The sequence below is a fragment of the Bacillus sp. 204(2023) genome (genome assembly GCF_037027505.1).
Classification (GTDB): Bacteria; Bacillota; Bacilli; order Bacillales; family Bacillaceae; genus Bacillus; species Bacillus subtilis.
Window position 1 is genome coordinate 662,475 of sequence record NZ_JAXCHE010000001.1, and the last position, 14,029, is coordinate 676,503.

A 14,029-nucleotide genomic window follows, 5' to 3' on the forward strand; every position below is an offset into this window, starting at 1 on the left:
GGGGGATGTGCTTTACTTACAAGCCGGCAGGTCAAAGAGCTGCTTTACTGTACAGAGGGCGATCTTCCTTTTTTCATTTTCTATCTCAAGATCTTTTGGTAAACTAATAAGACTCAATAATTCCCTTCCGTACAGAAGCATCTTATTTGCCGGGGGCATTCGTCTGAATTATGATAAGATTAACCCGAACAAATAAAGCTTTTTTGTATGGTTGATGTTGTATAGGAAAAGAAAGGACCGGTCCGATTTGAATACATTGATTCAAGAAGCCATAAAATTAGTTGAAGCAGGTGAAACAGAAAAAGGCCTCAACACGCTCTCGAAGGCTGAAAAACAGCTGCATGATGAAGATAAAGCCATTGCAGCCCAGCTTTATTACGAGTGGGGCGATGTAGAAAAAGCAATTTCACTGATTAGTGATCTACATGATTTATATCCAAATGAAACAGAACTGACGAATTTCTACGCTGAACTTTTAATAGATATTGACGAAGAAGAAAAAGCCCTCGCTGTGCTGGAGACTATTCCGGAAACAGATCCATCATATCCAGAAAGTTTGCTGCTTATGGCGGATCTTTATCAGATGCAGGGGTTATTCGAAGTCAGTGAACAAAAGCTTTTACAAGCAAAGTCCATTCTGGACAATGAACCTGTTATTGATTTTGCACTGGGAGAACTTTACTTTGCTCAGGGAGCCTATGCAAAAGCGGTTCAATATTTTAAAACAACGGCTGAGGAGCAGGGGGAGATCGGAGGCGTTAATGTCCATCAAAGACTGGCAGAATCGTTAAGTGCCTCAGGTGAATTTGAGGATGCCATTCCATGGTACGAGAAAGCTGTCGATGAGAATCCTGATCCTAATACGATTTTCGGCTATGGTTTTACAGCCTTACAGGCGGGGCTTGTGAAAACAGCTATTAAGCAGCTGTCTGATTTAAAGGAGCTTGATCCATCTTATACTTCACTTTATATGCCGCTCTCGAAAAGCTATGAAGCTGAAGGGATGTATGAAGAGGCATTAAAAACGGCAAAAGAGGGGATCAGATATGATGAATATAACAAAGAACTTTTCCTTTATGCCGCCAAAATGGCCTTAAAAATCGGGAAGTCAGAAGAGGGGAAAAAGCTGCTTCAGGAGGCGCTTGCGCTTGATCCGGGCTTTGTCGAGGCGCTTCATACACTTCTTGCCGTGTATCACAAAGAAGAGGATTATGATCAGATCATTGATCTTATTCAAGAGGTTCGAAGCTACGGTGAAGAAGATCCGAAATACAATTGGTATCTTGCAAGCGCATATACTGAATTAGAGCAATACGAGGAAGCAAAACAATCCTTTGAGGCTGCCTATCTTCATTATCGGGAGGATAGAGATTTCTTATATGAATACGCAAGCTTCCTATTAGAAGAAGGCCTTCAAAAAGAAGCGCTGCCGCTTTTGAAAAAGGTTCTTGAAATGGACGGAGCCAATGAAGAGCTTGAAGAAACGATTTTGCGAATCGAGGATGAATTTTCTAGATAAGCAGGAATATTAACCATTCATGTGGAACATATAAGTATATAGATTATACGAACGATAGAGGAGGGAATTACATGCAGACCCCTGTTTCTGTCAATGAGAAAAAAGATTTTATCCGTTGGTTTTTAAACCATTATCAGTTAAAGCGCCGAGAGTGCGTTTGGATCTTGAACTACTTAATGAGCCATGATTCTCTCATGGAGAAGGTTCATTTTGTGGAGCAGGCTGAATTTTGCCCGAGAGGCATTATAATGTCAACACATTGTGTTGAAGAAGTTCCGTTCCGGTTCTATAAAGAGAATGTCATGACTACCGACGCGGAAAAATCTTTTCATGATATTAGATTAAATAAACAGCAGGATTTGTTTATCCAGCTTAATTTCCGTTCGGCTTACAGCTCACCTGAATATGCGGCGGTGCTGGAGTCCAACCCGCATATTCCGAAAAACCTTTTTGAGAATAAAAAAGATCAGGGATTGGCGGAACAGATTTTAGAGCACGCTATTTCCACATTCCAAAGAGAAAAATTATTAAAAGACATTGACGACGCGTTAGATCGTCATGATAAAGAGGCATTTGAACAATTATCGCGCCAATTAAATCAGCTCACATAATATGACCAGCCTTGCAGTGAATTGCAAGGCTTGTTGCCGTAAAGGGGGAGAACGATGAGGTGGAGAATCACTGATGCCAAGGACTATTTACAAGCTAAGGATTACATTGATACCGCTGTCATACCATTAATTAACATAAGGGTTAATAACCATTTTAAAATGGCTGCGGAGAAAGGCGAGTTTACGCAGCTTCTCTCAGAAGAACTTGAAAGGCAGTTAAAGGGACGGGTATATTTACTTCCGCCTTATACATATGTTGATAGAAATGAAATAACCGTTCAAGGGCTTAAGGATTTGCGGGAAGAGCTGATAACGGAATTTCCGCATGTTGTCCTGCTCACATCTGACGAAAGTTGGAGAGCTGAGGATGCGTTAGGCAAAATGATTGTTACACCGTCTGTTCCATTAGAGCATTTAAATGACTCTTTAAAAAGAAAAATATTGGATGAACGCACTGCTGAAATTTTGAACGTTTTGTTACAGTTATGGAGCACTTCATAAAAACACTTACATTTCCTTATAAACAATATTTTGGCTATATTGACCTTGCTGAGAGATTCATATATTATGAGGGTGTCTAGAGTTATTGCAATATTTTCTATTTTAGTCAGTTTGCAGGGGTGACCTAGAGGGGGGGAGAAGAGATGGGCGGAAAACATGATATATCCAGACGTCAATTTTTGAATTACACGCTCACAGGCGTAGGAGGTTTTATGGCGGCTAGTATGCTCATGCCTATGGTTCGCTTCGCACTCGACCCGGTATTAAAATCGACAGGGAAGCAGGATATGGTTCAGGTTGTCAGCGTTGATGAGTTGACAAAAGAGCCGCAGCGCTTTGATTTTAAAATTAATCAAGTCGATGCCTGGTATGAGTCAGAAGAGTCAAGATCAGCCTGGGTCTTCAAAAACGGGGATGAAATTGTAGCACTTTCGCCAATTTGTAAACATTTAGGGTGTACGGTGAACTGGAATAGTGATCCTAAAAACCCGAATAAATTCTTTTGTCCATGCCATTACGGACTCTATGAAAAGGACGGCACCAATGTCCCTGGCACGCCGCCGCTTGCGCCTCTTGATCATTATGAGCAAGAAGTAAAAGACGGCTTCCTGTATCTTGGAAAAGCAAAGCCTAAGGGGGAAGGGTGACATGCTGAACAAAATTTATGACTGGGTAGACGAGCGGCTTGATATTACACCGATGTGGAGGGATATTGCCGATCACGAAGTACCGGAACATGTGAATCCCGCCCATCATTTCTCTGCGTTTGTGTATTGCTTTGGGGGACTGACGTTTTTTGTAACCGTTATCCAAGTATTATCTGGAATGTTTTTAACGATGTATTATGTGCCTGATATCAAAAATGCCTGGGAATCGGTATATTATTTGCAAAATGAAGTGGCATTCGGCCAGATTGTCAGGGGGATGCACCACTGGGGTGCGAGCCTGGTCATTGTGATGATGTTTTTACATACGCTGAGGGTCTTTTTCCAAGGCGCGTATAAAAAACCGCGCGAGCTGAACTGGATTGTCGGTGTGCTGATCTTTTTTGTTATGCTCGGTCTTGGCTTTACAGGCTACTTGCTTCCTTGGGATATGAAGGCTCTGTTTGCAACAAAAGTCGGGCTGCAGATCGCCGAAGCCACGCCTTTGATCGGAACGCAAGTTAAAACGCTCCTTGCAGGGCATCCGGATATTGTAGGCGCCCAAACGCTGACTAGGTTTTTTGCGATCCATGTATTTTTTCTTCCTGCCGCATTGTTCGGGCTGATGGCTGCACATTTTATTATGATCCGGAAGCAGGGGATTTCAGGACCGCTTTAAACTCTTGATCTGCGAATAAAAGGGAGGGGATGACATGCACCGGGGCAAGGGGATGAAATTTGTAGGCGACTCAAGGATACCGGCTGAAAAAAAGCCGAATATACCGAAGGATTATTCGGAGTATCCCGGTAAAACAGAGGCTTTCTGGCCAAATTTCTTGTTAAAGGAATGGATGGTTGGAGCTGTCTTTCTCATCGGTTTTCTCGTTTTGACGATTGTGCATCAGCCGCCTTTGGAGCGGATGGCGGACCCGACTGATACTGGTTATATTCCGCTGCCGGATTGGTATTTTCTTTTCTTATACCAGCTGTTGAAGTATGAATACGCCGCTGGAAGCTTTACAGTGGTCGGCGCCATGATTATGCCAGGTCTCGCTTTTGGGGCCCTGCTTTTGGCTCCATTCCTAGACAGAGGGACAGAAAGAAGGCCGTGGAAGCGTCCGGTCGCTGTCGGTATGATGCTTCTGGCCATTTCCGCTGCTGTATTTTTGACGTGGCAGTCAGTTGCTACTCATGACTGGGCCAAGGCAGAAGAACAGGGGAAAATTACAAAAGAAGCCGACATTGACACCAATGCAGAAGGATATAAGGTTTTTAAGGAACAGGGCTGTATTTCTTGCCATGGGGATAACCTTCAAGGAGGAGCGGCCGGGCCTTCATTGGTTGACAGCGGGCTGAAACCGGATGAAATCAAAAAAATCGCTGTAGAAGGGAAAGGCAAAATGCCGGCGGGTGTGTTCAAAGGAAATGATAAGCAGCTCGAAGAACTTGCAAAATTTATTTCTGAAACAACCGCAAAATAACGTATTGTGAATTGTCAAATGGAAGGATATACTTTTATTATCAAAAGCTGACCCGGCGTCAGCTTTTTTATATGGACATATTATTTTTACAGACTGAGAGTTGATTTGATGTGAAATGGTTTCAATATGTATTAGGGCAGCGGCCGATGCTTATTCTTGTTTTAGCCATTAATTTTCTGGGAACGGTTTACGGCTACTATTGGTACTTGCCGCAGCTTTTGGAGACACCGGCCCGTTTCCTGATTTTTGTTCCGGACAGTCCGACAGCAACGTTTTTCTTTCTGTTTGTGCTGCTTGCCTTTCTCATGAAACGGAATGCTCCGCTCTTTGAGGCGCTTGCGCTAGTTACCCTCGTAAAGTATGGCCTATGGGCGGTGGCTATGAATTTTCTTGTGCTTGCAGTAACTGGTGACTTGCCGTGGGAGGGCTACATGCTAATCGCTTCGCATTTTGCAATGGCAGTTCAAGGCGTATTATACAGTCCGTATTTTCGTTTTTCATTTTGGCATCTTGCAATTGCTGCAGTCTGGACACTGCATAACGATGTCATTGACTACTTGTTTGATATGATGCCGCAATACTCTATGCTTTCTGATTATATGACTGAAATAGGATACGGAACATTTTGGCTAAGCATCTTTTCAATCGGGCTTGCTTACTTTCTTGTGGTCTCGAAAAAGCAAACGAAGCTTGAGCTGATGTAAAGACAATGTTGGTCTATCCTTGTCCCTTTCTTCATATTCTGTAAGGAGAGAGAGTGGGAGGGACCTGCATGAAACGAAAGCTGACGATCTGTTTGTTGATTGCACTTATTTTTTATAATGGAAATGCCAAGGCTGCAGAGCGGGGAAGCCTCGAGGAATTGAATGATTTATCCGATACAGTCTTCCAAATGACCCGACAGGCGAAATATGAAGAGGCGCTACAAGTCTTGGAGTATTTTGAAAAAACATTAAAATCCGCTGAGAAAAAACAGCAAGACCCCATGCTAACGGGAGCCCAAATCCGTCAAATCACATTGGGCTATAATGATATGGTTCGGAGTTTAAAGCAAGCTGATACATCAGACACACAAAAACTCAGAGCAGCCGCGCAGTTCAGAATGCTGATGGATGCGGTTGACAATCGGTCTGACCCGCTTTGGGGCTCACTGGAAAAACCGATTATGGAAGCTTTTACTGAGCTGAAGCGAGATGTCCAAAAGAATGGAAGCACAAGCTTTCATGAAAAATGGAATGAATTTATCAGTTTATATGACTTGATTTACCCCAGTCTTACAATCGATGTATCAGAGGATCAGCTTGAAACAGTCGGAAAACATATAGATGTTATTGAGCAAGAGGAATTTCAGCAAATGACAGAGAGCACGAAGCTTGAACGGCTTTCCCTTCTTCAGCATGACCTGAAAAATGTGTTTGACAGGGTGGAGGAGGATGATGCCGATCCATCTTTACTCTGGGTGATGATTACAACCGGCAGTATCATCATTACTGCTCTTACCTATGTCGGTTACAGAAAGTACAAGGCGGAAAAAAACAAGCTGAAAAAAAGGGACTACCCTAAATAAGGATGAGGGGCGGCGGTCAGCCGCCTTTTTTCTATTACATGTCAGCGCGGAAGCGGATTTTTATTTTCATCAAGCGTAAATCCTTCTCCGAGCACATCGTGAACATCGCTTACCGCTACAAAGGCATGGGGATCAATGGAGTTAATCACGCTTTTCAGCATCACCAATTCGTTTTTCGGCACCACACAATAAAGTACATCTATATCCTCTTTTGTGTAGGAACCTTGTCCTTTCAAAATGGTGACGCCCCGTTCCATTTCTTCAAGAATCTTTTTCTGAATCAGGTCGTTTTTCGAAGAGATGATCGTAGCGCCTTTAGCAGCGTATCCGCCTTCCTGAATAAAATCGATTAATCTTGCCGCTACAAATACAGCTACCAGCGTATACATCGCTTCTTTATAGGAGAGATAAGTAAGCAAAGACAAAATGATGACGCAGGCATCGAAAGCAAACATCGTTCTGCCCATCGGGATCCCAAAATACTTATTCACTAAACGTGCGATGATATCAACACCGCCTGTCGTACCGCCGAACTTAAAAATAATACCCAGTCCGGCTCCGATGAATACGCCGGCAAATAAAGCGGCGAGCGCTAAGTCGTGCTGAAGGGGCATATGTATTTCATATCGCTGAAAGATGCTGAGGAACAAAGACAAGGCTACAGTGCCGACAAGGGTATAAACAAACATTGTCCTGCCGAGCAAACGCCAGCCAATAAAAAAAATCGGAATGTTCAACACCAGGTTCGAGATAGAGGGGCTGATGTGGAAAAGGGCATAAAGCAAAAGTGTAATACCTGTAAAACCGCCCTCAGCCAGATTGTTCTGCATATTGAAATGAACCAAGCCAAATGAAAAAATTGCCGCTCCGATTAAAATAAAAAATATGTTTTTTAATCTAATTTCTCCAAGCATCACACAAAACCCCTTTTCCTTCCATTAGATAGCGTTTATATTATAGTGGATGAAAAAGAAAACAGCAAACGTGCTTAAACATTTGTCAAACGTATCTGAATTAGCTAACATGTAAGAGGATGATAGGAGGTTTCGTTCAGTGAGTGATAAAACAATGAAAGACATACAGGCTGAAGTAGACCGTTACATCGGCCAATTTAAAGAAGGATATTTCAGCCCGCTGGCCATGATGGCGAGGCTGACTGAAGAACTGGGCGAGCTTGCCAGAGAAGTGAATCACCGTTATGGAGAAAAACCAAAAAAAGCGACTGAAGATGATAAAAGCATGGAAGAGGAAATGGGCGATGTGCTATTTGTATTGGTTTGTTTAGCCAACTCCCTTGATATCTCTTTAGAGGAAGCCCACGACCGAGTCATGCATAAATTTAATACAAGAGATAAAGATCGCTGGACCAGAAAAGAAGAAGGAAAGTAGAGGAGATCGAGATGTCAAACGAAACAATTAAAGTAGTCATTGCGGGACCGCGTGGAAGAATGGGGCAGGAAGCTGTTAAATTGGCAGAACGAACACCTCATTTTGACCTTGTCGGGGCCATAGACCATACATACGATCAGCAAAAATTATCTGATGTGATGCCTGTTGAGTCAGATGCTTTCATTTACACAGATATCCATGCCTGTTTTACAGAAACACAACCGGATGTCTTGATTGATTTAACAACGCCCGAAATCGGAAAAGTACATACAAAAATTGCATTAGAGCACGGAGTCCGTCCAGTTGTCGGAACAACCGGTTTCTCAGAAGCTGATTTAAAAGAGCTCACATCTTTAACAGAAGAAAAAGGGATCGGAGCCATCATCGCGCCAAATTTTGCGCTCGGTGCGATACTGATGATGAAATTTTCAAAAATGGCTGCCAACTATTTTGAGGATGTTGAGATTATTGAGCTTCATCATGACCAGAAGCTTGACGCACCAAGCGGAACTGCGCTTAAAACAGCGGAAATGATTTCAGAAGTCCGTAAAGAAAAGCAGCAAGGACATCCGGATGAAAAAGAAATTCTCCCAGGAGCAAGAGGAGCGGAGCAAAACGGCATTCGCTTGCACAGCGTCCGTCTTCCGGGACTGATCGCGCATCAGGAGGTCATGTTCGGCATGGATGGCCAAACGCTTCAGATACGCCATGATTCTTATAACCGTGCTTCTTTCATGTCAGGCGTTAAACTGTCAGTGGAACAAGTCATGAAGATTGATCAGCTTGTGTACGGTTTAGAAAATATCATTGATTAGACGGGGGGATAAACAATGAAAATTGCTTTGATCGCGCATGACAAGAAAAAACAGGATATGGTTCAATTTACGACTGCCTATCGGGATATTTTAAAGAATCATGATTTATACGCAACCGGAACCACAGGGTTGAAGATTCAAGAGGCGACAGGTCTTCAAATTGAACGTTTTCAATCCGGCCCTTTAGGGGGAGACCAGCAAATCGGTGCACTGATCGCTGCCAATGCACTCGATCTTGTCATTTTTTTGCGCGACCCGCTGACCGCGCAGCCGCATGAACCGGATGTCTCGGCATTAATCCGGTTATGTGATGTGTATTCCATTCCGCTCGCCACAAATATGGGTACTGCGGAAATTCTTGTCCGCACACTTGATGAAGGTGTTTTCGAATTCCGTGACCTTCTTCGGGGAGAAGAGCCGAATGTATAATGCTGACGTTCTTGCTTTTGGCGCCCACAGTGATGATGTCGAGATCGGAATGGGCGGCACAATAGCGAAGTTTGTCAAACAGGAAAAAAAAGTAATGATATGCGATTTGACAGAAGCGGAACTCTCTTCTAACGGTACGGTCAGTTTGCGTAAAGAAGAAGCAGCTGAAGCAGCCCGCATATTAGGCGCAGATAAAAGAATTCAGCTAACGCTTCCAGACCGCGGCCTAATAATGAGTGAGCAGGCAATTCGGTCGATTGTCACTGTCATCAGAACCTGTCGGCCAAAAGCGGTTTTTATGCCGTATAAAAAGGATCGCCATCCGGATCACGGCAATGCGGCTGCACTGGTGGAAGAAGCGATCTTTTCCGCCGGAATCCATAAATATAAAGACGAAAAAAGCCTTCCGGCGCATAAAGTCAGCAAGGTTTACTATTATATGATAAATGGTTTTCATCAGCCGGATTTTGTTATTGATATCTCGGATACTATAGAGGCAAAGAAACAAAGCCTCAACGCCTACAAAAGCCAGTTTATCCCGTCAAAGGATTCCGTTTCTACTCCTCTGACGAATGGGTATATTGAGATCGTTGAAGCGAGAGAAAAGCTTTACGGTAAAGAAGCGGGCGTGGAGTATGCCGAAGGATTCTTTTCCAAACGGATGCTGATGCTTGATCATGATGTGCTTGGGGGCGAACAATGAGAAAACTAAAAATAGGAATCACATGCTATCCGAGCGTTGGAGGCTCAGGCATCATTGCGACAGAACTGGGGAAGCAGCTTGCTGAAAAGGGACATGAAATCCATTTCATCACATCAAGCATTCCGTTTAGACTGAATACATATCATCCCAATATTCATTTTCATGAAGTTGAGGTTAATCAATATGCTGTTTTTAAGTATCCTCCGTATGATTTGACATTGGCAAGCAAAATCGCAGAGGTGGCGGAACGGGAGAATTTAGACATTATCCATGCTCACTATGCTCTCCCGCATGCCGTTTGCGCCTATCTTGCAAAACAAATGCTGAAACGCAATATCGGCATTGTTACAACTTTGCATGGCACGGATATCACAGTGTTAGGTTATGATCCGTCTCTAAAAGATCTGATCCGTTTTGCTATTGAGTCATCAGACAGGGTGACTGCCGTCTCCTCAGCGCTTGCGGCTGAAACGTACGATTTAATTAAACCGGAGAAAAAAATTGAAACGATTTATAACTTTATAGACGAGCGCGTGTATCTGAAGAAAAACACAGCGGCGATTAAAGAGAAACATGGAATTTTACCAGATGAAAAAGTCGTCATCCATGTGTCCAACTTCAGAAAGGTTAAACGCGTGCAGGATGTCATCCGTGTGTTCCGCAATATCGCTGGCAAAACGAAAGCGAAGCTGCTTTTAGTCGGAGACGGTCCGGAGAAATCGACAGCCTGCGAGCTTATCAGAAAATATGGCTTGGAAGACCAAGTCTTAATGCTTGGAAATCAAGACCGTGTTGAAGAGCTTTATTCTATTAGCGATTTGAAGCTGCTGCTATCTGAAAAAGAAAGCTTCGGCCTTGTCCTGCTTGAAGCGATGGCTTGCGGAGTGCCTTGTATCGGAACAAACATTGGCGGTATCCCTGAGGTTATTAAAAACAATGTGAGCGGATTTTTGGTGGACGTCGGTGATGTTGGGGCCGCAACAGCCCGCGCGATGAGCATTTTAGAAGATGAACAGCTAAGCAATCGTTTTACAAAGGCGGCAATAGAGATGCTTGAAAATGAATTTTCTTCCAAAAAAATTGTCAGCCAGTATGAACAGATTTATGCCGATTTAGCAGAACCGGAGTGATCACATGGAAAAAGTTTTTATCAAAGCACTTCCCGTGCTCCGCATCTTAATCGAAGCAGGCCATCAGGCTTATTTTGTCGGGGGCGCAGTTCGTGACAGCTATATGAAACGAACGATCGGAGATGTCGATATTGCGACAGATGCGGCACCTGATCAAGTAGAACGGCTGTTTCAGCGGACTGTTGATGTAGGCAAAGAGCACGGGACCATTATTGTGCTCTGGGAGGATGAAACCTATGAAGTCACGACATTCCGGACTGAATCTGATTATGTTGATTTCAGAAGACCGTCAGAAGTGCAATTTATCTCATCATTAGAAGAGGATCTAAAACGCAGAGATTTAACGATCAATGCGATGGCCATGACAGCGGACGGGAAGGTGCTTGATTATTTTGGCGGCAAGAAAGATATTGATCAGAAAGTGATTCGAACCGTTGGAAAGCCTGAGGATAGATTTCTAGAGGATGCGCTTCGTATGCTGAGAGCCGTACGCTTTATGAGCCAGCTTGACTTTACGCTTTCACCGGAAACAGAAGAAGCCATTGCGAAAGAAAAATCATTCCTCTCCCATGTTTCAGTCGAACGAAAAACTATAGAGTTCGAGAAATTGCTGCAGGGAAGAGCTTCTCGCCAGGCGCTTCAAACACTCATTCAAACGAGATTGTATGAAGAGCTTCCTGGTTTTTATCATAAACGAGAAAACCTGATTTCAACGAGTGAGTTTCCGTTCTTCTCTTTAACATCCCGTGAGGAGCTTTGGGCTGCTCTTTTAATTAACCTTGGCATAGTTTTGAAAGACGCGCCCCTTTTCCTGAAAGCCTGGAAGCTCCCGGGAAAAGTGATCAAGGAAGCCATTCACATTGCCGATACGTTTGGCCAGAGCCTTGACGTAATGACAATGTACAGAGCTGGGGAAAAAGCACTGCTCTCAGCGGCCAAAATATCGCAGCTTCGGCAAAACGAAAAACTGGATGAAAAGAAACTGAAGGACATTCAGTACGCTTATCAAAACCTGCCGATCAAAAGCCTTAAGGATCTTGATATCACGGGTAAGGACTTACTTGCGCTTCGAAACCGGCCGGCCGGAAAATGGGTGTCGGAAGAATTACAGCGGATCGAGCAGGCTGTTGTGACAGGGAAGCTCTCCAATCAAAAGAAACACATAGAGGAGTGGCTGAAGACATGCGGTCAACATTAAGAAAAGACCTTATTGAATTATTTTCTCAGGCCGGCAATGAATTTATTTCCGGCCAAAAAATTAGTGATGCTCTCGGCTGTTCAAGAACTGCTGTGTGGAAGCATATTGAAGAACTTCGGAAAGAGGGTTATGAAGTAGAAGCCGTTAGAAGAAAAGGATATCGGCTCATCAAAAAGCCCGGAAAACTCAGTGAAAGCGAAATTCGTTTTGGATTAAAAACGGAAGTGATGGGCCAGCATCTTATTTATCATGACGTTCTTTCAAGCACGCAAAAAACGGCTCATGAGCTCGCGAATAATAACGCACCGGAAGGCACCCTCGTGGTGGCTGACAAACAAACAGCCGGAAGGGGCCGAATGTCTAGGGTATGGCATTCTCAAGAAGGAAACGGCGTTTGGATGAGCCTGATTTTGCGGCCTGACATTCCGCTCCAAAAAACACCGCAGCTGACTCTTCTTGCTGCAGTAGCTGTTGTGCAGGGAATAGAAGAGGCAGCAGGCATCCAAACGGATATTAAATGGCCAAATGATATTTTGATTAACGGAAAAAAAACAGTTGGCATCCTAACGGAAATGCAGGCTGAAGAAGACCGCGTACGTTCAGTGATCATTGGGATCGGCATTAACGTTAACCAGCAGCCTAATGATTTTCCAGATGAATTGAAGGACATCGCGACAAGCCTCAGCCAAGCTGCTGGGGAAAAAATTGATCGGGCCGGCGTCATCCAGCATATTTTATTATGCTTTGAGAAACGGTACCGGGATTATATGACGCACGGATTTACGCCGATTAAGCTTTTATGGGAAAGCTATGCGCTCGGTATTGGCACTAATATGAGAGCCAGAACGTTAAACGGAACCTTTTACGGTAAGGCGTTAGGTATAAATGATGAAGGCGTTCTGCTTTTAGAAACGAACGAAGGCATTAAAAAAATCTATTCTGCCGATATCGAATTGGGCTAATGTGTTGGTACAAGCCCGTTGATTTTGGTATACTTCCATTGGGCAGTATCGCCTGCGAACTGCACCTATTATTAAAATAGATAGACATTGCAGCAGTCTGCCTTGATCCAAAAAAGGACTGGGACAGAGGGATGAAACTCGCCGAACTTTAGAAAGTGAAGAATCCTTCTCGTTGTAACGGAAGGTTTTTTGGCTTGCAGAAGAAAACGGCAGATCATCTCCTCTAAACATGAGGAGGAGAAAACATGAAAACAAAACTGGATTTTCTAAAAATGAAGGAGTCTGAAGAACCGATTGTCATGCTGACCGCTTATGATTATCCGGCAGCTAAACTTGCTGAACAAGCGGGAGTTGACATGATTTTAGTCGGTGATTCACTCGGAATGGTCGTCCTCGGCCTTGATTCAACTGTCGGTGTGACAGTTGCGGACATGATCCATCATACAAAAGCTGTTAAAAGGGGTGCGCCGAATACCTTTATTGTGACAGATATGCCGTTTATGTCTTATCACCTGTCCAAGGAAGATACGCTGAAAAATGCAGCGGCTATCGTTCAGGAAAGCGGAGCTGACGCACTGAAGCTTGAGGGCGGAGAAGGCGTGTTTGAATCCATTCGCGCATTGACGCTTGGAGGCATTCCAGTAGTCAGTCACTTAGGTTTGACACCGCAGTCAGTCGGCGTACTGGGCGGCTATAAAGTACAGGGCAAAGACGAACAAAGCGCCAAAAAATTAATAGAAGACAGTATAAAATGCGAAGAAGCAGGAGCTATGATGCTTGTGCTGGAATGTGTGCCGGCAGAACTCACAGCCAAAATTGCCGAGACGCTAAGCATACCGGTCATTGGAATCGGGGCTGGTGTGAAAGCAGACGGACAAGTTCTCGTTTATCATGATATTATCGGCCACGGTGTTGAGAGAACACCTAAATTTGTAAAGCAATATACGCGCATTGATGAAACCATCGAAACAGCAATCAGCGGATATGTTCAGGATGTAAGACATCGTGCTTTCCCTGAACAAAAGCATTCCTTTCAAATGAACCAGACAGTGCTTGACGGCTTGTACGGGGGAAAATAAG

General features: G+C 43.9%; 17 protein-coding genes. 16 read left to right on the forward strand and 1 reads right to left on the reverse strand.

Translation table 11 applies throughout. The annotated features are described in order from the left end of the window. Positions 1–247: 247 nt before the first annotated feature. The 8 genes from WA279_RS03645 to ypjB all read left to right on the forward strand — a co-directional run bounded on the left by WA279_RS03645 (position 248) and on the right by ypjB (position 6,323). The gene (locus tag WA279_RS03645) at positions 248–1,519 is read left to right on the forward strand and encodes a tetratricopeptide repeat protein (protein WP_032726037.1); all 1,272 of its coding nucleotides are present in this window, start codon (positions 248–250) and stop codon (positions 1,517–1,519) included. A 71-nt stretch (positions 1,520–1,590) separates the two neighbouring features. Further along, on the forward strand, positions 1,591–2,130 hold the full coding sequence (locus tag WA279_RS03650) for a ReoY family proteolytic degradation factor (protein ID WP_004399171.1): 540 nt from the start codon (positions 1,591–1,593) through the stop codon (positions 2,128–2,130). A gap of 54 nt (positions 2,131–2,184) precedes the next feature. After that, positions 2,185–2,631 carry a YpiF family protein gene (locus WA279_RS03655; RefSeq protein WP_014480115.1) on the forward strand — a complete coding sequence of 149 codons (447 nt, stop codon included), beginning with the start codon at positions 2,185–2,187 and terminating at the stop codon, positions 2,629–2,631. Positions 2,632–2,774: 143 nt separating this feature from the next. Beyond that, positions 2,775–3,278, forward strand: a complete 504-nt coding sequence (locus tag WA279_RS03660) for a ubiquinol-cytochrome c reductase iron-sulfur subunit (protein ID WP_003230627.1) — start codon at positions 2,775–2,777, stop codon at positions 3,276–3,278. Position 3,279: 1 nt separating this feature from the next. Then, positions 3,280–3,954 (forward strand): menaquinol-cytochrome c reductase cytochrome b subunit, encoded by a 675-nt coding sequence (gene qcrB / locus WA279_RS03665; protein WP_003225560.1) that lies wholly within the window; start codon positions 3,280–3,282, stop codon positions 3,952–3,954. A 34-nt stretch (positions 3,955–3,988) separates the two neighbouring features. Beyond that, positions 3,989–4,756, forward strand: coding sequence for a menaquinol-cytochrome c reductase cytochrome b/c subunit (locus WA279_RS03670; RefSeq protein WP_003225562.1), 768 nt, complete (start codon positions 3,989–3,991; stop codon positions 4,754–4,756). 110 nt (positions 4,757–4,866) lie between these two features. After that, the gene (locus WA279_RS03675; RefSeq protein WP_017696530.1) at positions 4,867–5,460 is read left to right on the forward strand and encodes a DUF1405 domain-containing protein; all 594 of its coding nucleotides are present in this window, start codon (positions 4,867–4,869) and stop codon (positions 5,458–5,460) included. A 68-nt stretch (positions 5,461–5,528) separates the two neighbouring features. Then, complete coding sequence (gene ypjB / locus WA279_RS03680) at positions 5,529–6,323, forward strand: sporulation protein YpjB (protein ID WP_015251822.1); 795 nt, start codon at positions 5,529–5,531, stop codon at positions 6,321–6,323. Between the two features lie 41 nt (positions 6,324–6,364). On the opposite strand, the gene WA279_RS03685 is transcribed toward ypjB, so the two are convergent. Beyond that, complete coding sequence (locus WA279_RS03685) at positions 6,365–7,237, reverse strand: YitT family protein (protein ID WP_003230635.1); 873 nt, start codon at positions 7,235–7,237, stop codon at positions 6,365–6,367. A 139-nt stretch (positions 7,238–7,376) separates the two neighbouring features. Between WA279_RS03685 and WA279_RS03690 the strand changes: the two genes are divergently transcribed. The 8 genes from WA279_RS03690 (at position 7,377) to panB (ending at position 14,028) form a co-directional block, all read left to right on the forward strand. Continuing rightward, positions 7,377–7,712 (forward strand): nucleotide pyrophosphohydrolase, encoded by a 336-nt coding sequence (locus tag WA279_RS03690; protein WP_004398044.1) that lies wholly within the window; start codon positions 7,377–7,379, stop codon positions 7,710–7,712. 11 nt (positions 7,713–7,723) lie between these two features. Continuing rightward, entirely contained in the window at positions 7,724–8,527 is an 804-nt protein-coding gene (gene dapB, locus WA279_RS03695) for a 4-hydroxy-tetrahydrodipicolinate reductase (protein WP_003230638.1), read from the forward strand. A gap of 15 nt (positions 8,528–8,542) precedes the next feature. Continuing rightward, on the forward strand, positions 8,543–8,956 hold the full coding sequence (gene mgsA / locus WA279_RS03700) for a methylglyoxal synthase (protein WP_014477171.1): 414 nt from the start codon (positions 8,543–8,545) through the stop codon (positions 8,954–8,956). Next, complete coding sequence (gene bshB1 / locus WA279_RS03705) at positions 8,949–9,659, forward strand: bacillithiol biosynthesis deacetylase BshB1 (RefSeq protein WP_336154312.1); 711 nt, start codon at positions 8,949–8,951, stop codon at positions 9,657–9,659. Before mgsA ends, bshB1 begins: the two co-directional genes overlap by 8 nt. Then, the gene (gene bshA, locus WA279_RS03710; RefSeq protein ID WP_033884169.1) at positions 9,656–10,789 is read left to right on the forward strand and encodes an N-acetyl-alpha-D-glucosaminyl L-malate synthase BshA; all 1,134 of its coding nucleotides are present in this window, start codon (positions 9,656–9,658) and stop codon (positions 10,787–10,789) included. The genes bshB1 and bshA overlap by 4 nt, the downstream gene beginning before the upstream one ends. Positions 10,790–10,793: 4 nt before the next feature. Continuing rightward, positions 10,794–11,987, forward strand: a complete 1,194-nt coding sequence (locus tag WA279_RS03715; protein WP_336154314.1) for a CCA tRNA nucleotidyltransferase — start codon at positions 10,794–10,796, stop codon at positions 11,985–11,987. Next, positions 11,972–12,949: a bifunctional biotin--[acetyl-CoA-carboxylase] synthetase/biotin operon repressor gene (locus WA279_RS03720; protein WP_046340246.1), complete on the forward strand. Its 978-nt coding sequence runs from the start codon at positions 11,972–11,974 to the stop codon at positions 12,947–12,949. The genes WA279_RS03715 and WA279_RS03720 overlap by 16 nt, the downstream gene beginning before the upstream one ends. Before the next feature lie 245 nt (positions 12,950–13,194). Further along, complete coding sequence (gene panB / locus WA279_RS03725; protein ID WP_003230652.1) at positions 13,195–14,028, forward strand: 3-methyl-2-oxobutanoate hydroxymethyltransferase; 834 nt, start codon at positions 13,195–13,197, stop codon at positions 14,026–14,028. Position 14,029: the final 1 nt, after the last annotated feature.